General features: G+C 48.8%; 15 protein-coding genes. 9 read left to right on the top strand and 6 right to left on the bottom strand.

All coding sequences use genetic code 11. The annotated features are described in order from the left end of the window. Nucleotides 1–107: 107 nt before the first annotated feature. Nucleotides 108–2,075 carry a penicillin-binding transpeptidase domain-containing protein gene (locus LZD49_RS25270; protein WP_234670474.1) on the top strand — a complete coding sequence of 656 codons (1,968 nt, stop codon included), beginning with the start codon at nt 108–110 and terminating at the stop codon, nt 2,073–2,075. A gap of 23 nt (nt 2,076–2,098) precedes the next feature. Beyond that, complete coding sequence (gene rodA / locus LZD49_RS25265) at nt 2,099–3,382, top strand: rod shape-determining protein RodA (protein WP_234670473.1); 1,284 nt, start codon at nt 2,099–2,101, stop codon at nt 3,380–3,382. Between the two features lie 21 nt (nt 3,383–3,403). Here the strand turns inward: rodA and LZD49_RS25260 are convergent, their stop codons facing one another. Then, entirely contained in the window at nt 3,404–3,781 is a 378-nt protein-coding gene (locus LZD49_RS25260) for a DUF423 domain-containing protein (protein WP_234670472.1), read from the bottom strand. Nucleotides 3,782–3,955: 174 nt separating this feature from the next. Between LZD49_RS25260 and LZD49_RS25255 the strand changes: the two genes are divergently transcribed. Further along, entirely contained in the window at nt 3,956–5,047 is a 1,092-nt protein-coding gene (locus LZD49_RS25255) for a glycosyltransferase family 9 protein (protein ID WP_234670471.1), read from the top strand. On the opposite strand, the gene LZD49_RS25250 is transcribed toward LZD49_RS25255, so the two are convergent. After that, nucleotides 5,039–5,701 (bottom strand): YggS family pyridoxal phosphate-dependent enzyme, encoded by a 663-nt coding sequence (locus LZD49_RS25250; protein ID WP_234670470.1) that lies wholly within the window; start codon nt 5,699–5,701, stop codon nt 5,039–5,041. The two genes, LZD49_RS25255 and LZD49_RS25250, sit on opposite strands and share 9 nt — an antisense overlap. Nucleotides 5,702–5,841: 140 nt before the next feature. Between LZD49_RS25250 and LZD49_RS25245 the strand changes: the two genes are divergently transcribed. The 4 genes from LZD49_RS25245 (at nt 5,842) to rplI (ending at nt 8,017) form a co-directional block, all read left to right on the top strand. Then, entirely contained in the window at nt 5,842–6,783 is a 942-nt protein-coding gene (locus LZD49_RS25245; protein WP_234670469.1) for a hypothetical protein, read from the top strand. A 131-nt stretch (nt 6,784–6,914) separates the two neighbouring features. After that, nucleotides 6,915–7,295 (top strand): 30S ribosomal protein S6, encoded by a 381-nt coding sequence (gene rpsF / locus LZD49_RS25240; RefSeq protein ID WP_234670468.1) that lies wholly within the window; start codon nt 6,915–6,917, stop codon nt 7,293–7,295. Between the two features lie 3 nt (nt 7,296–7,298). Beyond that, nucleotides 7,299–7,550, top strand: a complete 252-nt coding sequence (gene rpsR / locus LZD49_RS25235) for a 30S ribosomal protein S18 (protein ID WP_015811483.1) — start codon at nt 7,299–7,301, stop codon at nt 7,548–7,550. A 20-nt stretch (nt 7,551–7,570) separates the two neighbouring features. Further along, a complete protein-coding gene (gene rplI / locus LZD49_RS25230) occupies nt 7,571–8,017 on the top strand; it encodes a 50S ribosomal protein L9 (RefSeq protein ID WP_234670467.1) in 447 nt (148 codons plus the stop codon). Between the two features lie 370 nt (nt 8,018–8,387). Here the strand turns inward: rplI and lysM are convergent, their stop codons facing one another. Then, nucleotides 8,388–8,852 carry a peptidoglycan-binding protein LysM gene (gene lysM, locus LZD49_RS25225; RefSeq protein ID WP_234670466.1) on the bottom strand — a complete coding sequence of 155 codons (465 nt, stop codon included), beginning with the start codon at nt 8,850–8,852 and terminating at the stop codon, nt 8,388–8,390. 198 nt (nt 8,853–9,050) lie between these two features. Between lysM and LZD49_RS25220 the strand changes: the two genes are divergently transcribed. Further along, nucleotides 9,051–10,685 (top strand): glycerol-3-phosphate dehydrogenase/oxidase, encoded by a 1,635-nt coding sequence (locus LZD49_RS25220; RefSeq protein ID WP_234670465.1) that lies wholly within the window; start codon nt 9,051–9,053, stop codon nt 10,683–10,685. A gap of 29 nt (nt 10,686–10,714) precedes the next feature. Then, on the top strand, nt 10,715–11,758 hold the full coding sequence (locus LZD49_RS25215) for a beta-ketoacyl synthase chain length factor (protein ID WP_234670464.1): 1,044 nt from the start codon (nt 10,715–10,717) through the stop codon (nt 11,756–11,758). 1 nt (nt 11,759) lies between these two features. Here LZD49_RS25215 and LZD49_RS25210 read toward each other — a convergent pair whose 3' ends face one another. Genes LZD49_RS25210 through LZD49_RS25200 form a run of 3 tightly spaced genes read right to left on the bottom strand, consistent with a single transcriptional unit; the run spans nt 11,760 to nt 18,425 of the window. Further along, nucleotides 11,760–13,007, bottom strand: coding sequence for an NAD(P)/FAD-dependent oxidoreductase (locus tag LZD49_RS25210; protein WP_234670463.1), 1,248 nt, complete (start codon nt 13,005–13,007; stop codon nt 11,760–11,762). A gap of 2 nt (nt 13,008–13,009) precedes the next feature. Beyond that, a complete protein-coding gene (locus LZD49_RS25205; protein ID WP_234670462.1) occupies nt 13,010–14,542 on the bottom strand; it encodes an NAD(P)/FAD-dependent oxidoreductase in 1,533 nt (510 codons plus the stop codon). Nucleotides 14,543–14,564: 22 nt separating this feature from the next. Then, nucleotides 14,565–18,425, bottom strand: a complete 3,861-nt coding sequence (locus tag LZD49_RS25200; RefSeq protein ID WP_234670461.1) for a trifunctional MMPL family transporter/lysophospholipid acyltransferase/class I SAM-dependent methyltransferase — start codon at nt 18,423–18,425, stop codon at nt 14,565–14,567. Nucleotide 18,426 lies beyond the last annotated feature (1 nt).

Below are 18,426 nucleotides of genomic sequence, written 5' to 3'. Positions count from 1 at the left end.
TCCTAAAAATGAAGTTTTTATTATTGATTATCAGACATCGCCCTTTGATTAATCTTTTGCTATTGCGAACTTCGTGTGAAATTTGAGAACCGGAATTTTAGTGCAGAATGCTCGAAAGTCGTCGATTTGTCATCATTGGTTTTTTTGCTTTAGTAGGTGTAATATACTTATTGCGACTTTTTTACCTCCAAGTGCTGGACGAAAGCTATTCCATCGAGTCTTCCAGCAACTCCATTAAGCGTGTAACCGAAATTCCTTTCCGTGGACAGATTTACGATCGCTACGGAAAGCTTATCGTATATAACACCCCCGTTTACGACCTGCTCGTCACGCCCAACAAAGCGCGCGTAGATGATACCCTTCGATTTTGTCAGGTTTTGGGTATTGAAAGACGTGATTTTGATAGCCTCATGACAGCCGCCAGTGCGTACAGCCGGGTGAAGCCTTCTCTTTTCCTGCGGCAGTTGTCCAAGGAAGACTTCGCTTCCATTCAGGACATTATGGTCGATTATTCGGGGTTTGAATTTGCCAAAAGTTCCCTGCGCACTTACACCGCGCCGACGCTGGCGAATACCCTGGGCTACGTGAGCGAGATTACGAAAGGCCAGCTCGAAAGGCAGGAGGAGCCGTATTACCGGCAAGGTGATTATATCGGGCAGAGTGGGGTTGAGAAGATTTATGAGAACGAGCTGAGGGGAAAACGGGGTACCAAGTTTGTGATGCAGAATGTAAATGGGGTGTACAAAGGACCCTGGAAGGGTGGGGAACTCGATACGATGGCCGTGGCGGGCGAGAATCTTCACACCGGTCTCGATCTGGAAGTACAGCAATATGCGGATAGCCTGATGGTGAATAAGGTAGGAAGTGTGGTGGCGATCGAACCGAAAACGGGGCAGATCATCTCCATGGTTTCAGCGCCGACCTATGATCCGAACACCCTGGCGAGCCGCTATTTTTCTAAAAACTTTGCCGCATTGGTCCGTAACCCATACAAGCCACTATTCAACCGGCCGGTTATGGCGAGTTACCGACCCGGCTCTACATTCAAGCTGATCCAGGCATTGATCGGTTTGCAGGAAGGGGTTATTACGCCGGGAAGCGGCTTTACGCATGCCAACTGTCCGGTAGGGTGTCACAACCACCCCGCAACGAGCACGGTGGCGCTCGGGGTGACACATTCCTGCAACCCATACTTTTACAATGTATTCCGAAGGTTGATCTATAAAAATAATATTAAAAATACTTTCAGAGCTTCGGCTGTGGGCCTGGACGCATGGCACGACGATATTGCCAAATTCGGGATCGGTCAGCGGCTGGGGATCGATTTGCCGAGTGAATACAAAGGGAATTTGCCCAACAAAAAGTATTACGACCGGTTTTATGGTGAATACCGCTGGAAGTTCTCGAATATCTACTCCCTTAGTATCGGCGAGGGCGAGTTACTGATCACGCCATTGAAAATGGCCAATGTAGCAGCCATTATTGCCAATCGTGGTTATTTCTACACGCCGCACGTGATCCATGGCGTGGGCGACAAGAGAGCCGTGAAGCAGGAATATCTGGAAAGACACGAAACGGGCGTGGAGCCGCATAATTTCGAGCCGGTTATTGAAGGAATGATCGGAGCGGTGGAGGCTGGTACGGCGAGGCGCTCTCGTGTGGAGGGTATTTCGATTGCCGGTAAAACGGGTACGTCGCAGAACAAACGAGGGGATGACCACTCTATTTTTATCGCTTTTGCGCCCGTAGACGACCCTAAAATTGCCATCGCGGTATTCGTGGAGAATGCCGGCGCGGGTGGTTCTGCCGCGGCACCTATCGCCAACCTTATCATCGAGAAATATCTGTCGCGGAAAGTGACGAACAAGGCGCTCGAAGAACGGATGATGAAGCTCGATCTGATGAGTAAAGTGGTATTGCCGACAGCGAAGAAGCCTGCTGCGGCGGATAGCACGAAGAAGAAAACAGAACAGACGAAGCCGGTCAATCCTGATCCGAACAGCCCGGAAAACCGCAGGCCCGGAGTACCTCACCCGAACAATCCGGCAGCGATGAGAAAGCCGGTAACTCTTTAAGAAACTTACAAACAAATACTGAAATGCCTGAAAGCAAGCCGATTACCAAGAACGTAGACTGGCTGGTGGTGTTGATTTACATCGCTTGCCTCGTCATCGGCTGGTTAAACATCTATGCTGCGGTTTACAATCCGGAGGCACATACGAGCATGTTCGACCTCTCGAACAATGCCGGGAAGCAGTTGATGTGGATCGGAACCGCCGCATTGCTTATCATTTGTATTCTCGTGATCGACTACAAATTTTACGAGACATTCTCTTTTGTTATTTACGCCGTCGTGATATTCCTGCTGGTGGTTGTGCTCTTTGCGGGTTCTAACATCAATGGATCGCGCTCCTGGATCAAATTGGGTGGTTTTTCCCTGCAACCAGCGGAGTTTTCGAAGCTGGCGATCAGTCTGGCAATTTCTAAATACCTCAGCGACCCGGCGATCAGTCTGAACCGGAAATTAAAAGATTATTACCCCATCATGGGGATCATCGCATTGCCTGCATTTCTGATCCTTTTATCAAATGAAACTGGTTCAATGCTGGTTTTCGCGTCGTTTGCAATCGTGCTTTACCGGGAAGGAATGCCCGGTTTTATTCCGGCGATCGGGATCATCGGTGCGGCGTTACTGATTATTACATTATTGTTTGTCAAATGGTACATTGCCGGGGCCATCATCGTGATCGCAGGGCTGGTTGTATGGCTCATGCCGGTGATGACGCGTCGCCGTGGCGGATTGTGGGCAACAATTATCATTGCGATCGGAATGATCGGGATTGTGTTCGGGGTCGATTTCTTTATGAACAATGTGCTTCAAAAACACCAACGTGGCCGTATTATGGTGCTTTTGGACCCGGATTCCGACCCGCGCGGCATTGGTTGGAATGTAATCCAGTCCAAGATCGCCATCGGTTCCGGCGGGATGACCGGGAAAGGGTTTTTACAAGGTACACAGACCAAATTTGACTTTGTTCCCGAGCAAAGTACCGACTTTATATTCTGTACGGTAGGAGAGGAGCATGGTTTTGCTGGCACCGCTGTGGTGGTTCTTCTCTTTGTAACCTTGATATCCAGACTGGTAGTGCTTGCCGAGCGACAGCGCAGCCGGTTCGCGAGGGTGTATGGCTATTGTGTGGCGGGAATTATTTTCTTCCACTTTCTGGTCAATGTCGGCATGACCATCGGGCTGATGCCGGTAATCGGTATCCCGTTGCCGTTTTTCAGCTATGGTGGATCGTCGTTGTGGTCGTTTTCCGTACTTCTCTTTATTTTCCTGAAAATCGACGCACAACGTCCGTTTACCTTGTCGAGGGGTTAGAAAAATTACTCTTTCACTCATTCAAAATTTCCCCGCTGCCATAATTAGTAAAATCCATCCCGCGATGAGCGCAACACCGCCGATGGGGGCCGTCGCGCCGAACTTGGTAATGCCTGTGAAACAAATCGCGTAAAGCGAGCCGGAAAAGATGATCACGCCAATCGCGAACGCATTGCCCGACCAGCCGAGCAACCTCACCGCGTCCTCGCCGGCGCGTTGCATAAGAATGCCCACAAGCACCATCGCCAACGCATGGTAAAACTGGTATTTCACAGCTGTTTCAAAAGTCTCCGTCCTGCCCGAAGCTTCCAGCATTCCTTTTAATGCATGTGCGCCAAATGCACCGAGCGAAACCGCCAATGCACCGAGAATGCCGCCTGCCTGTATCATGAATTTCATATGATGAACCGGTATTAAGTATTGGTTAAATTGAATGGGATCGGGTTTGCCGTTCAATAGGATCCTGGCAAATCAACGTGGTAAAGTTAGGCCCGTACGCAGGTGCGATCAACTCTTTGGGTCAATTTTATTAACTTGCGCGCTTTGAAAGGGCATTTTGGAATGCCGCTCATCATGGAAAAGACTCGACCAATGACCATAGAACGTTTCATCCAGCTCTGGACGCACCGCTATCATAAATACACACACATTTTCAAAGCACACCGGAAAGGACGCCAGGCAATGGCACATTTCAGGGACGTCAAGCGTGGGCTGAAAAAGGGTCAGGAGCTTATTGCAATTATTCGTACGGAGCATTTTGGTGACATTGTTGCTGCCGAACCGATCTCCCGTTATATGCGCGGGCAATATCCCGATGCACACATTGTGTGGTTTGCGAAACCCGCTTTTGCCGAGCTGGTCAGCCATAACCCGCACGTAGACGAGGTCTTTAAAGAATTCTGCGTAACCGAGCGCCGCGTCCTCATGGAAGGAAATGTGTTCGACAAAGTCGTTGAACTACAATTCAAAAACAATAATCATTGCCCCAAATGCCAGGTTTTCACAGAAAATCCAGTCGCATTAAAGCGGGATATCAATGTGCATAATTATTTCGACTACGGTAATCTGCTGGAAGTTTTCGCGCAAACAGGCGACCTGATCCCGCCGAAGTCGGCTTTTCCTGCCGACGATCAGCCACGATTGTATTTGCAACCTGCTCATAGGGAGAAAGTTGATAGGTTAGGATTACCAGAAAAGTACATTGTACTGCATTGCCGTTCCAACTACGAACCCAAGGACTGGCCTGCGGCACGCTGGGAGCAGTTGGTGCATTGGTTGGCGGAATATTATGATTACCAGCTTGTTGAAATAGGGTTGGAAAGTAATCTGAATATAAAAACGGCCGCTTACCGCAATCTTTGCGGCCAGTTATCCATTCTTGAAACAGCGGAAGTGATCCGTCGCGCATCTTTCTTCATCGGACTCGACAGCGGGCCTTCTCATTTAGGCAATGCAACCGGAACTTTCGGCATTATCCTGATGGGCGCACTCAATAACTTCCTGAATTACAATCCTTATTCGGGCAAGTATGGCAGGCAGGAGAATGCATTACTCGTGAAACAGGCAGGTTTGCCCTGCTCACAGCTTTCATTTGAATTTGTACGTGAACAGGTGAGGAGTGTACTGGAAAAGAGCGCTGACAATGCGCCCCAGGTCTTATCGTGATCCGAAAATGGCGCTTCCCACACGCACGAGCGTGCTGCCTTCCTCCATCGCGATAAGGTAATCGCCGCTCATGCCCATCGATAGTTCTTTCATCATAACCTGCTGGTTGTCATGTTGTTTAAAGGATTCGAAAGTGTTTTTTAAACCGCGGAACTCGTTTCTGACTACATTTAAATCTTCTGTATTGGAAGCCATCCCCATTAACCCGACGATTCTTATATGGGATAATGTGGCAAGTTCAGGGGCCGTGATGATGTCGAGCGCTTCTTCTTCGGAAAGGCCGAATTTCGTCTCTTCTCGGGCAATATATATTTGTAAAAGGCAGTCGATAATGCGGTTATTCTTTTGGGCTTCCTTGTTGATTTCTTTCAGCAATTTGAAACTGTCCACGGAATGCACCAAGCTTACGAAAGGGGCCATATATTTGACCTTGTTGGTTTGCAAATGACCGATCATGTGCCATTGAATGTCCTTCGGCAGTTCCTCGTATTTGGTCACCATTTCCTGGACCTTATTTTCACCGAAGAGCCTTGCGCCAGCCTCGTAAGCTTCCATCAGCAAGATGAGTGGCTTGGTTTTTGTAACCGCCACGAGACGTGTTTCTTTGCGTAATCCTTTTTCTATCTGGGCCAGGCTGGCGGCTATGGAAGACATGTGGAATGACTAAAAAATTGATAATTAAGCGTTTAATTGAAGAATTTATCGACCGGACGCTATAAATCGCTGGTCGCATATTTCAAAATTGAAAAAAACATACTTCTTTTACCAACTTAATTCAAAATTAAACCTTCTGTATGGACTACAACCAGGAACAAAAGCAGGACAGAAAGACACTCCTTTGGGCCGCATTGGCCGTTTTGCTATTGCTTAATTTGGTGCTTGTTTACTTTATATATCACGAAAAGCAGGAAAACCTCGCCAAAGATGAAATTATCACCGCCAAAACCGAGGAGGTGCTTTCTATTAAAACCAAGCTGGACTCCATTTCAACAGAACTTGATATTAAAATAGCCGAAATCCAGAAGCTCGGCGGAAGTGTCGATTCGCTGGTGGCATTGAAAGCACAACTGGAGAAAGATAAAAAGGAACTCAAAAATGCGAATACCTATTCGGCAGCCAGCTACAATAAGAAGATCAAAAACTACGAATCGGTGCTTTCGGAAAAAGATGGTGAAATTGCTCGTTTGAAACAGGAGTTGGGTATCGCCACTACAAAAAATGAAGAGTTGAGCGAGAAAGTGACTGGTCTGGAATCAGAAAAACAACTTCTGGCGGATTCAGTAACAACCTATTCTGCACAAAATAAAGAGCTTTCCGAGAAAGTAACACTGGCATCTGCACTACGTGCGGAAAGCGTGAGTGTGAATGCGGTTTCGTCGAAAGGTAAGGAACGGGAAGGCGGGAAGTACCGTGCGAAACGGATCGATAAGTTGAGAGTAAACTTCAAACTCGGTGAAAACGCAGTGGCAAAGCAAAATGAAAAAGAGATTTATCTGCGTATACTCGATCCGGATGGTGCGGTACTTTCGGATATGGCTACGGGTTCAGGTTCGTTTATATTCAATGGAAAGGAGTTGATTTACAGTTCGAAACAAACTGTTAGCTTCACCAATACGGGTCAGTCGGTAGATATCTTCTATGGTCGTGGCGGCATTCCGATGAAAGATGGCAAATATGCGATCGAGCTGTACAGTGAAGGCTTCAAGATCGGCCAGGGTGATTTTACAGTGAAGTAATATAGCCGGAAGTTTCGGTTAAGTCGTTGAAGGGCTTGGAATTTTGAATTCCAAGCCCTATTTTTGCACCCTCATTTTGATGATTATGTCAAAGTGAGGGTTTTAACTTATCATAATTAACCATTTACCGTATGTCTAAGCAATATGAAACGGTGTTCATTCTAACTCCCATTTTGTCTGAGGCCCAGGCAAAGGACGCCGTTGAAAAATTCACGACAATCATCACCTCAAACGGTGCGCAGATTGTACATGAAGAAAATTGGGGATTGCGCAAGCTGGCCTACCCCATCCAAAAGAAAAACTCCGGATTCTATCACATTGTAGAATACACTGCAAGTGAAGGAAACGTGGTGGATGCTTTGGAAACCGAATTCCGTCGTGACGAGCGCGTTTTGCGTTTTATGACTATCGCCCTGGATAAGCATTCGATTGCTTACAACGAAAAGAAACGTAAGGGTCTGGTAGGCAGAAAGAGAGAAGAAGCAACTGAGTCTAAAACCGAAAACGCATAAGCTATGTCACTAGTAAACGAACCGGTTGAAAAAAACATTAACCGTAAAAAATACTGCCGTTTCAAAAAAGCAGGCATCAAATACATCGATTACAAGAATCCTGACTTCCTTTTGAAGCTTGTAAACGAGCAGGGTAAAATTCTTCCTCGCCGTTTGACCGGTACCAGCCTGAAATATCAGCGCAAAGTATCACAGGCAATCAAAAGAGCACGTCATTTGGCACTGTTGCCGTTTGTTGCTGACCAATTGAAATAATACAGTAAAGAGCTACAAAAATGGAAATCATACTTATAACGGATATAGCTGGGGTAGGTTACAAGAACGACATTGTGACTGTGAAAGCAGGTTACGGTCGTAACTACCTGATCCCTCAGGGTTTTGCATTGCTGGCAAACGCCTCCAACCGCAAAATCGTTACTGAAAACGTGCGCCAGGCCGCACACAAGGCTGAGAAGCTTAAAAAGGACGCAGAAGATATCGCAACAGCGATCGGCGACCTGACAATCGACATCAAAACTGTGGTAGGTGAAAGCGGCCGTATCTTCGGACGTGTTACCAACACACAGGTTTCAGACATCCTGAAAGCGAAAGGTTTTGAGATCGATCGTAAGAAAATCACTGTTGATGACGTGAAATCAATCGGTACTTACTCCGCATTGATTGACCTTCACAAAGAAGTGAAACACAAAATTACCCTGAACGTAGTAGCAGCGGAAGACTAAGTGTTTCGATAATGCATGAAAAAAGGACGGCCCGTGAAGGTCGTCCTTTTTTGTGGTACGAATATGAGATCAGCGGTCGGCGGTCAGCGGTCTTTTTGACGGCCGACCACCGACCGCTGACCGCCAATTTCGGTTTCTGCCATCGCCGGTCTCTTTCTCCGCCGTTGTTCCCCCGCCTTCGTTGGTCTTGTTCCCCCGCCTTCGTTGGTCTTGTGACCAACGACCCCGCGTCCGTCCTCGCTAACTCCCGCGTCCCGCCCTCGTTACCTCCGGTCACCGCTGTTTGGTCACAAGACCAACAGCGTCGCGGCATACGCCATGATCTATGGTCTATTGTCTATGGTCCATTGTCTATGGTCTACGGCCCATCCTACTTCAACGCCGGAATGCGCAGCACCTGGCCGGGATAGATCAGGTCCGGATCCTTCAACATCGGTTTGTTCGCCTCGAAGATGACCGGGTATTTCATCATGTCGCCGTAAACTACCTGGGCGATCTTGGAAAGTGTGTCCCCTTTTTCGACGGTGTGATAGGTTGCTTCGGGCTCTGGAGTGGCTACTTTCAGGCGGTTGTCTACGACTTCCACGCCTTCCACATTACCTACTGCAAGGGCAATTTTTTCGGCATCTTCCTGTTTGTTCACTTCACCTTCGAGGACGACGGTATCGCCGGCGGTCTTCACGGTAAGGTTGTTATAGGAAAGTCCGATGGATTTTACATGCGCGAGCAATGCGCTAGCACGGAGCGGCTCCGCTTCGGGGGTAGGGGCCACTGCGGGTGCTTCCTTGCCAAATACTTTTTCTCCAACTCCTTTAATAAACGATATTAAGCCCATGTTTTTTTGGTTTTGGTTAAATAACAAATGTGAGTTTGTAAATGAAAGATATCGGTAATGTTAACCTTCTTACCGGTAAGATGCAATTAATATGCCAGATTAGCCAACGGATATAGATTTGATAATATGGGTTTTTACGGTAGCAACTTTGTACTTTTGCAGCTGGTCTCAACTACGCTGAATCTGCATTAAGTACCAATGAACCGCACCGCATCGCTTGCCAGGTTACAAAATGAATTATTTGATATCTGTATCATCGGCGCGGGTGCCAGCGGGGCCGGATGTGCCCTGGATGCGGTTTTAAGGGGATATAAGGTAGCCCTCATTGATAAAAAGGATTTTGCATCCGAGACTTCTTCCCGCTCTACCAAGTTGATCCACGGTGGGGTCCGTTATCTGGAACAAGCATTTAAAAAGCTCGATTTCGCGCAGTTGAAGCAGGTTCGCCATGGGTTGGAAGAACGACACATTGTGTTGAAAAATGCGCCGCACCTGGCACGTCCGCTCGCGCTGATGACACCGGTTAACTCTTGGATTGAAGGGTTGTATTTCAAAATCGGCTTGACGATCTACGACAGGTTCGCGACCAACGATACATTGCCCAAAAGCAAATGGCTCACCAAAAAAGAAGTGCTGGCAAAAATCCCGACGCTTGACAGCAAAAAGCTCCACAGCGGCGTGTTGTACTACGATGGGCAGCTCGACGATGCCCGTTACTGCCTGGCGCTCGCACAGTCGTCCTCCGAAAATGGCGCTGCGGTCGCCAATTATGTAGAGGTGACGGGCTTTGGAAAAGATGAGGCAGGCAAACTGAGTGCGGTGCTTGCGACGGATGCATTGACCGGCCAGCCGGTAACGATTCGCACAAAGCTGGTGATCAACTGTACCGGCCCGTTTTCGGACCACGTCCGTCTCATGGCCAACACCGCGTTGAGCGAACGCATTCGTCCCAGCAAAGGCGTGCATTTGTCGTTGCCCTACAGCACTTTGAATAGCGAATATGCCATGCTCATTCCCAAAACTTCGGATGGGCGCGTGGTATTTGCGATCCCGTTTGAAGGTGCGACGATGATCGGCACCACTGACACCGAGTGCGACGAGATCGATGCGGAGCCGACATTGAATCGCAAGGAAAGACAATACCTGGCCGATACATTGAACCCGTATCTGGCGAAACCAATCGATCCTGGTGAGCTCCGGGCGGGTTTTGGCGGGCTGCGACCGTTGCTGGCTGCTGATCCGTCCAGATCGACCAAGAACCTCGTGCGTGACCATGAAGTGGAGATCGATGAAATATCTAACCTCGTCAGTTTGCTGGGCGGGAAGTGGACAACCTACCGCCTGATGGCAAAGGACACTATCGACGAAGCGCAATATCTCCTCGGTGAGCCCCGGAACGAATGTGGTACCGAGTCGCACATTTTGGCTGGCGGGGAAGGTTTCCGCTTTGAAGCCTGGCAGGAGCTGGTTTCAAAATTCACTTTGCCTGAGGATGTTGCAAAACATTTAATGCGGAAGTACGGCTCACGGGCGGCTAAGGTGGGGGAGCTTGTGGTGGATGATCCGTTGCTGAAAGAGCGGCTGAGCCCGTCGAACCCTTACATCCGTGCGGAAGTGGTGTACACGGTCCGGAATGAAATGGCTGTAACCCCGCGCGACTTCCTGGCACGGCGCATCCGTCTGGAAATTACCGATTGGAATGAAACCTTAAACTCCCTGCCGGTTGTTGCTGACCTAATGGCACGGGAATTGGGCTGGACTGAGGAAGAAAAAAAGAAGTACGCCGATGCGTACGCCATAGAAATCGGGAGGTTTATCTCCGACGCCCGATAGCTGCAACCACCCAGGAGTTATTTTCAAGAATGTATATTTCGGATTCAGCCTGCATATCACCCCAGCGTACTTTTGATAATGCTTTTTTCGAAGGCGATATCAAAGTGCATGAGGGCGACAGGTATATGGCCATTGAACCTGCCTACGGCCAACTGATTCCCGCCGGATTGCTCCGAAGGATGGGCAAAGCAGTGAGAATGGGCGTAGGAGCAGGGCTTCCGCTTATTCAGAAGGTACATATAGAAGGCATTATTCTCGGTACTGCAAACGGTGGCCTCGAAGATTGTCTCAAATTTCTGAACCAGATCGTCGACTACGACGAAGGCACGCTTACGCCCACGAATTTTGTACAAAGTACGCCTAATGCGGTCGCTGGCAACCTTGCATTGATGAGCAAAACTACGGGCTACAACACTACTCACGTGCATAAGGGCCTTGCATTCGAAGCAGCTTTGCTGGATACAATGCTGCTATTGGAAGAAAAGCGTGGCAGCCAATTCCTGGTCGGCAGTATTGAAGAAATATCAGATTACAACCATAATATCGACCTGCTGTCAGGCTCATTCAAAACTGGCCACTTCACATCGGAAAACCTGTTGACGCTCGATTCTCCCGGCTCGGCAAACGGCGAAGGCTCTGCGATGTTTATAGTCAACGCGGAACGCTCGGGTGATACTTTCGCGCAGGTCCTCGACGTATTTCAAAGCAATAACCTGACCGAAAACGAGCTGGTGCCGGTTGTAAATGGGTTTCTGCAAAGAAATAACCTAAAAACATCCGATATCGACGCTGTGATCATGGGGATCAGCGGCGATAATCGATCCGACCACTGGTATTTCAATCTTCAAAAAGCCTTGTTTGAAGAAGCTAATTGTTACACCTACAAAAACATGGCTGGTGATTATCCGACGGGTTCTGCATTCGCGACCTGGATGGGTGCGCACGTGATTGCGGGCCGGCAGGTGCCCGAGGCATGCGTGTGGGCGCAAAAATATACCCGCACTCCAAAGCATATCCTGATCTACAATCATTATAAAGCTTTGCAGCACGGGTTTATATTACTCGGGTCTTGAATCAGTTCTGACCCGCTTGTTCCGCTTTTTCCTTCATTTTGATCACCTTCGCAAGCGTCGGCAGGATGGTGTCGTGTTTTTTAACAAATGGATTGGACTGGTCCCACACATAACCTGCCAGAACGGAGCAAATTTGCCGTTTGATATCCTCATCGATGTGTTTCGCGAAAACGATGGTCTGGAAATCCCCTGAGTACCAGCCGGTAACATAGCTCCTGAAAACGTCGATGCCTTTCTGGATCACATCTTCATAATCCTTTTTCCAATCTACGTTTTCGCCTTGTAAATGCTTGTGGGTCATTTTTGCCGAGAGTAAGCCTGATGCCGTTGCGAAGGTTACGCCTGACGAGAAAATAGGGTCGAGAAACTCGGTACTGTTGCCGGAGAGAACAAAACCTTCGCCCGACATTTTTGTGACGCCAATGGAATAGCCCAGAATATGCCGCGGCTCGAATTTGAATGTGGAATCGGCGAACCGGCCGCTCAGGTCTTCGAAATTGCGGATAAATTCCTTATACTTCTCACCATCGTTTTCGGCCAGCCCCACGATCTTGTCCCTGTCGCCCACAATGCCCACGGACGTAGAGCCGTCGGAGAACGGGATTGCCCAGATCCACGACTTGTTGTTGTCGAACGAATGCACGAAAATGTTGTTGCTCGCTTCCTCACTGCGGTTTTTGTCTTCCAAATGCGAGAAAACGGCGCCGCGCGGGGTAAATGCCGACGGTTTGCTGATGTCAAAAAGCCGCGGCAGCACGCGCCCGTAACCACTCGAGTCGATGATGAACTTCGCCGCTATGCGTTGTGGATTACCTTCTGCATCCTTGTAATCAATAAGCTGTATTTCCGGGCCGCATTGAACTGCCGTTACCTCGCATTCAAAATTGACATCGACGCCTTTCTCGCGTGTAGCTTCGGCGAGTTTGTTGTCGAAGTCGGCCCTTTTTACCTGCCAGGTCCAGGTCCAGCCTTTGGTGAACTGATCCTCAAAAAAGAACTCGCAGCGCTTTTCGCCGCGCATGAAAGCGGCCCCGGTTTTTTTCTGAAAATTCAATGGCTCAATGGCCTCACGCAGTCCGGATTCCGTCAGATGTTCCATACAGCAAGGTAAGAGGCTTTCCCCGATCTGAAAACGTGGAAATTTTTCTTTTTCAAGGATCGTGACGTCGTAGCCCTGCTTCTTAAGGTAGGAGGCTGCGACAGTCCCGGCAGGGCCGGCTCCAATAACCAGCACATCGACAGTTTGCATAATCAGGCGTTTTTTACTTTTTGAATAAGTTGTTCTTTATCTATAAATGAGAAGCATGTTACAAATGCGCTGACCGTCACTCCCAAGATGCCGTGAAGGGACACGTTCTGCCCGGTCAGGTGTAAGTTGGGGATTTTGGTGCGGGTGTTGATCCGTGTGCGTAACGGTGACGAAGAATCTTTCATGATGCCGTACATCGTCCCATTGCGGTTGCCGATATAGTCGCGGAATGTAAGCGGCGACGCGCTATGTACGGCTTTGATCATGCCCGAAATTCCCGGAAAGACGCTTTCCAGCTTAGCAATCACCTTCGCTTCCCGCTCTTTTTTGAATTGCTCATACGCTTCATTCCGCTTGCCGGGCTCGGCCACCGTGCTGAATGTACCAGCCCATTCCTCCGTTTCCGAGGCATTCATGTAAGTCATGATCGACATCGAATCGGCATACTTGCCTTTTTTTGAGATGTAAGGCGTGCAAATAAAATAGGTCTGAGGCCAGGTGGGCTTGTCGTAATCGATTCCGCCCCAGACGTCGTCGAGATGATGCTGGTAGATATTGTAATTCAGGTATTCAAATGTGTTATCATGAAAGGAAACATGCACCAGAAAGGTCGAAATGCTATCTTCCAGAGCCTGTACCCGATTTTTGTAAATACTCAGAAACCGTTCCTGGCCAAAAATGTCAATCGTTACAACGGGATGCACATTGGAGATAAACTCTTTGCCGCGGAATGTCTCGCCATTCTCGCATACTACTTCGGTAATACGCCCTTTGTCATCATAGTTAGCGGCCACTACCTTTTTATACTTGAAAATCTGGCCTCCATGCTGCCTTAGCGACCGGCTGAGCTGGATAGCGATCTGTGAACCGCCGTCGATAAACTTGTAAGCACCCGTCAGATAGCTTTTCATGATGAGCGCATGCACGTAGAAGGGCGTTTTGTGTTTTACACCCGCATAAAGGAGGTTACTACCCGCCAGCACATTCCGCAATCGGATATTGTTCGTCAGCGAGGCGATGTAGTCGAAAGCATTCAGCGCTAACACGCTTTCGTCGGCAAGATAGCTCTCACCTGACGTTTCGAGATTGTAAAGCGGGAATTTGGAACATGTTTCTACCAGCTTTGCGCAATAGGTGCGAATGGCTGCCGCTTCTTCGGGGAAGTAGGAGATGAGTTGTTCTTCAAAATGTTCAATTCCCTGCGCATAAGCATATTCGCAGCCATCGCCGAAACGAATCACATCGAACCGGTCGTTGTCGAGCCGTTTCAATTTCAGCTTGTCGAGAATGCCTAAATATTTAAAGAACTGGTGGAGATTTTCGCCTTTGTCGAGCCCGCCCACATAATGCACGCCGGTGTCGTAAATGCTTTTATCACGGCTGTAAACCTGCAAATGTCCCCCGATCTGGTGGTTTTTTTCCAGCACCACTACACTGTAACCTTCCATAGCGAGAATGTTGGCACAAGCCAGACCGCCCAGTCCGCTCCCTACAATCACAAAATCATATTCCTTTTGCACAGCGGAAGTTTGCATTTATATAGCTAATGAAAAAATGCTAGTTAGTAATCGGCGTGAAAGAAGGGGAAGGCTTCCTCAACACAAAAAGTACGTTGGAAGTGTTCGCCGAATGTTCCTGCATTTCATAACCAAAACCATGCCGAATTGCATAGTCACGGACATCCTGCGACGAGAAAAAATAAAACTCGTCGGTCTTGCGGTTAAATGCGAACAGGCCTGTCGACAATGCTTCGGTTTTTTTTGTGTTCTGGTGTTTGGCGGTCAGATCGGTAATGCCGTCGCGGATGAAAAGTATACCGCCGGGTTGCAGCGCCGCGGCACAACGATCGAGCAAAATAAGTTGTTTTTCTTTGGATAAATAATGCAGGACATCATTTAAAAAGATGACGTCCTGCGTGCCGAGATCGGCGGTCATAATATCCTGGTACACAAAGCGCAGATTTCCGGTTTTGTTGTAACTGTTTTCCGCGATCCCGATCTTCTCCTCGTCGTAATCGATGCCCGTGATGATCCGCTCTTCATTCTTGTAATGCAGGAAAAACGACAAGTACCCGTATCCGCAGCCCACATCCAGAATGCGCCTGCGGTCACCGATCACCTGGTTATAATAGGTGAAATTTTCGCTTTCCAGTCGCCATTTCACTTTGAAATACCATTCCAAAACCGGCCCTTTGAACACATAATTAGAGAAAATCCGGTGTTTCAGATAACCGGTATCCTCCATTTCGTATTTGAATGCCGCGAATTCCTGCTTGAAGAATGCGGCAATCTGCTTGGTCTTGTCTCGGAGCGTAGTTCCCCAGCGCTCGTCCGCGTAGGTAATACGCGGCAGCACGCGTACATTGAGCGCGCCGGAGCGGATGAGAAAGTCATTTTTGGGCAAAACATCGTGTGCGCCATGCAGCAATATGGGCTGGATATCAAGGTTGAGTTGCTCTGCGAGGTAAAATGCGCCTTTGTGGAAGCGGGCAATTTCGCCATCTTCGGACCGTGTTCCTTCTGGGAAAATGAGCACAGAATAGCCGTCGGCCACAAGCGCCCTTACTTTCACGATGTTTTCTTCCGGCCCGTCTTCGCTGTACACATAGCCCGCAAAACGAATAATAGGCCCGAAAAATGGCGATTTGTACACCCAGCCTTTTACCATCAACACGATCTTCGGATGCAGCATAATGGCCAGCAGGATGTCGAGGAATGAAGTGTGATTAGCAATAAAGACCACCGGTTTGTTCATATCCAAATTTTCCAGGCCCGATAAATTCTTCTTCACATGCGGCCCGGAATAGATCACCGTTTTGGCATAAAACGACAACGAGTGATTGATCGCAGCTTTCTTCTTTCTCTTTGAAATAGGCAATAGCAGGATGGTTACCAGCTTGGAATGCAAAAACAGGCAGCCCGAAAGAAAATAGGTGAAGCTCGACAGGCTGATCAGGAACGGTAGCATCGTGACAGGCGCTTTCTTTTTGGCGATTCGTTTTTGTACAAAAAACGCAAAAAGGGCAGGCTGGAACACGAAGGAAATGAAGAGGATACAAACGATCCCCAGTACGCTGATAAGCGCAATCGAATGGATGGCCGGGTGTTTCGCAAAGATCAATACCCCGGTTCCGATAAGTGTGGTGGTAGCGGATAATGCAATGGCCGACTGATACGAGCGGAGGGTGTCCTTGCCCGATTTATATTTGCTCAAAAGTCCGTCGGTAACGAAAATGCTGAAATCGTCGCCCAGACCGAATATGAAAGTGGTCACGATCACATTTACGAAGTTGAACTTGATGCCGAGAATGGCCGCAATGCCCAGGATCCAGATCCAGCTGATGACCATTGGCAGGAACGACAGCAATGTGAGCTCGATACGGCCGTACACGAGAAGCAATGTGAAAAATACTATGGATGCCGAAATCAGCAGCAGGTAATTAAAATCGTCCTTCACCATCGTCAGCAACTCGCCCGCCAGCTCGCCCCGGTCGAAAAGTTCGACGCCTTTGATCTGCCGCAATTCCTTTTTGACATCGGTCAGTTTTGCCTGATCGACTACGACGGTGGAAATAAAAGTAGTGCCGGAAGCTTTGATGTCGATCAGATTATCAACACCCAGCTCGCTGAAAAGTGTGTCGAGCGAGATCCTGGAAGGGCTCCGTCCGGCGATCCAGCCTTTGAAATCGTTGAAAGCATAAGCATTGAAACCATTCTTCGCCGCGGCCTGGTTGAGCACGCGGAATGTGGAATCGGTGCGGCCGGGCGTCCAGAAATTCTGCCAGCGCTTCGTCCGCTCCTGTTTCAGGTTTTGCGGGATGAGCAGCGACCCGGAAGAGACGAAGCTGATAATGCGTCCTTCACTTCGCAATGCGGCCAGTTTTTGATACGCGTGGTGGTTGACTTGCTCGGCCACTGCGCGGCTCGGGTCGGAAGCAAAAACGTAAATCCGCTTTTGCTTTCGTGGATCAATGCCGGTTAGGGCCTCCTCCCGGCCGCTCAGTTCCGGATCCTGGATGCTGAGGTTTTCAAAGCCGGCGTCGAATTCGGTGCCGCCGGAAAAATAGAGGAAAATGATCGTGAGCACCGCGATGCCAGCCAATGTAACACCTCGCCAGCGATCGGGAAGGGTGGGGATTCGGAACGAATCATGTTCATCGGGTATTTTTTTTGTGTCGAATCGGGTCGATTCCAGGACGACAGGCAATGCGGTAAGCGTGAATAAAGCAGCGCCGAACAAACTAAGCGAGGAAAACAGCCCGAAATCCTGCAAGACCGTCGAATTGGCGAAATGCAACGCGCTAAACGCCATGACCGTGGTAAAACTGCCCGTGAGCAGTGGACCGCTTACCTCCTTGATCGCAACCGGAATGGAATGCGTATGCCTTAGGTGTGTGAAGAAATGGAATGCATAGTCGAGCAAAATGCCGAAGATCACCGCGCCGGTGGCAAGCGATATGCCTGAAATTTCGGGCCGGATGTAGCCGGTCATACCTAATGCGAACAGCGCTCCGAATATGCCGGGCAACGTAATATATATAGGTATAAGCAGCTTGCGGTAGTAGGCGATCAGGAGCACAAGAATACCTGCCAATGCAAGGAAGGAAGTGAAATAAGAGTCTTGCTTCACCTGAATGGCATTTCGCGCAGCAATTTCGAATGTACCGAAATAGGAGAACTTGTTGTAACGGTGCTGACGGTTCCATTTGGCCTGGAATGCCTCCATAAGCTCAAAAAGTGCCACATTCTTGTCGGAACTGCCGGAATCGAAGCTGGTGGAGGCAAAAATGAGCACGCTTTTGCGGTCGGCGGTGAACATCATGCCGTCGTCTATCACCATGGCGTTGCTGTTGTTGGCCGCATTGAGCTGACGAAAATACTGGCCGGTGATGCCCAGTGGGTCATTAAGCACAAATTGTTTTAAAAATGAGCCGCCAGGAGTTAGTAACTGTTTGTAAGTCGAGGTAACCGAGGCGCGGATCGAATCGGGGATAATGCGCGACTCGACATGGCGATAGTAAGAAGGGTCGATCAGTTGCGGGAAATGGCTGTATACATATTGATATACATCTTCCTGCACATTGGGGCGCTCGGCCTGGATATTGCGGACGAAGCCGTTGGTGTAGCGGCCCAGTGAATCGGAGAAATCCTCGGCCATTTCACGTGCGCCGTCGGTATCCGTTTCGGCGGGGATTTCTAGGGAAAATACGATCTGATTGATGATATTTTTACTTTCCACCAATCGGTTGAACTCTTCGAAGCTTTTGCCCTTCGGTAAGGTGGCGAAAATACTTTCGGTTACTTTTAGCCGTGCTATCCCGGCCAGGAGGATACTGACAATGACAAGCAGGCTAACAAAAAACGCGGGTTTGTGACTTGAAAGGAATTTGTTTAGCCTTAATAGTATATCTCCTAGCATT

The organism is Dyadobacter sp. CY261, assembly GCF_021440085.1.
Lineage (GTDB): Bacteria > Bacteroidota > Bacteroidia > Cytophagales > Spirosomataceae > Dyadobacter.
This window is presented reverse-complemented; position numbering and strand designations above follow the sequence as displayed.

What these genes read in the sequence shown, in the direction of transcription:
- LZD49_RS25250 (WP_234670470.1), bottom strand. Translation starts at nt 5,701, where the DNA reads ATGTCTTCCATAGCCGCCAGCCTGGCCCAGATAGAAAAAGGATTACGC.
- LZD49_RS25260 (WP_234670472.1), bottom strand. Translation starts at nt 3,781, where the DNA reads ATGAAATTCATGATACAGGCAGGCGGCATTCTCGGTGCATTGGCGGTT.
- rpsR (WP_015811483.1), top strand. Translation starts at nt 7,299, where the DNA reads ATGTCACTAGTAAACGAACCGGTTGAAAAAAACATTAACCGTAAAAAA.
- rplI (WP_234670467.1), top strand. Translation starts at nt 7,571, where the DNA reads ATGGAAATCATACTTATAACGGATATAGCTGGGGTAGGTTACAAGAAC.
- LZD49_RS25255 (WP_234670471.1), top strand. Translation starts at nt 3,956, where the DNA reads ATGGAAAAGACTCGACCAATGACCATAGAACGTTTCATCCAGCTCTGG.
- LZD49_RS25200 (WP_234670461.1), bottom strand. Translation starts at nt 18,425, where the DNA reads ATGCTAGGAGATATACTATTAAGGCTAAACAAATTCCTTTCAAGTCAC.
- LZD49_RS25215 (WP_234670464.1), top strand. Translation starts at nt 10,715, where the DNA reads ATGTATATTTCGGATTCAGCCTGCATATCACCCCAGCGTACTTTTGAT.
- LZD49_RS25245 (WP_234670469.1), top strand. Translation starts at nt 5,842, where the DNA reads ATGGACTACAACCAGGAACAAAAGCAGGACAGAAAGACACTCCTTTGG.
- LZD49_RS25210 (WP_234670463.1), bottom strand. Translation starts at nt 13,007, where the DNA reads ATGCAAACTGTCGATGTGCTGGTTATTGGAGCCGGCCCTGCCGGGACT.
- rpsF (WP_234670468.1), top strand. Translation starts at nt 6,915, where the DNA reads ATGTCTAAGCAATATGAAACGGTGTTCATTCTAACTCCCATTTTGTCT.
- LZD49_RS25220 (WP_234670465.1), top strand. Translation starts at nt 9,051, where the DNA reads ATGAACCGCACCGCATCGCTTGCCAGGTTACAAAATGAATTATTTGAT.
- rodA (WP_234670473.1), top strand. Translation starts at nt 2,099, where the DNA reads ATGCCTGAAAGCAAGCCGATTACCAAGAACGTAGACTGGCTGGTGGTG.
- LZD49_RS25270 (WP_234670474.1), top strand. Translation starts at nt 108, where the DNA reads ATGCTCGAAAGTCGTCGATTTGTCATCATTGGTTTTTTTGCTTTAGTA.
- lysM (WP_234670466.1), bottom strand. Translation starts at nt 8,852, where the DNA reads ATGGGCTTAATATCGTTTATTAAAGGAGTTGGAGAAAAAGTATTTGGC.
- LZD49_RS25205 (WP_234670462.1), bottom strand. Translation starts at nt 14,542, where the DNA reads ATGCAAACTTCCGCTGTGCAAAAGGAATATGATTTTGTGATTGTAGGG.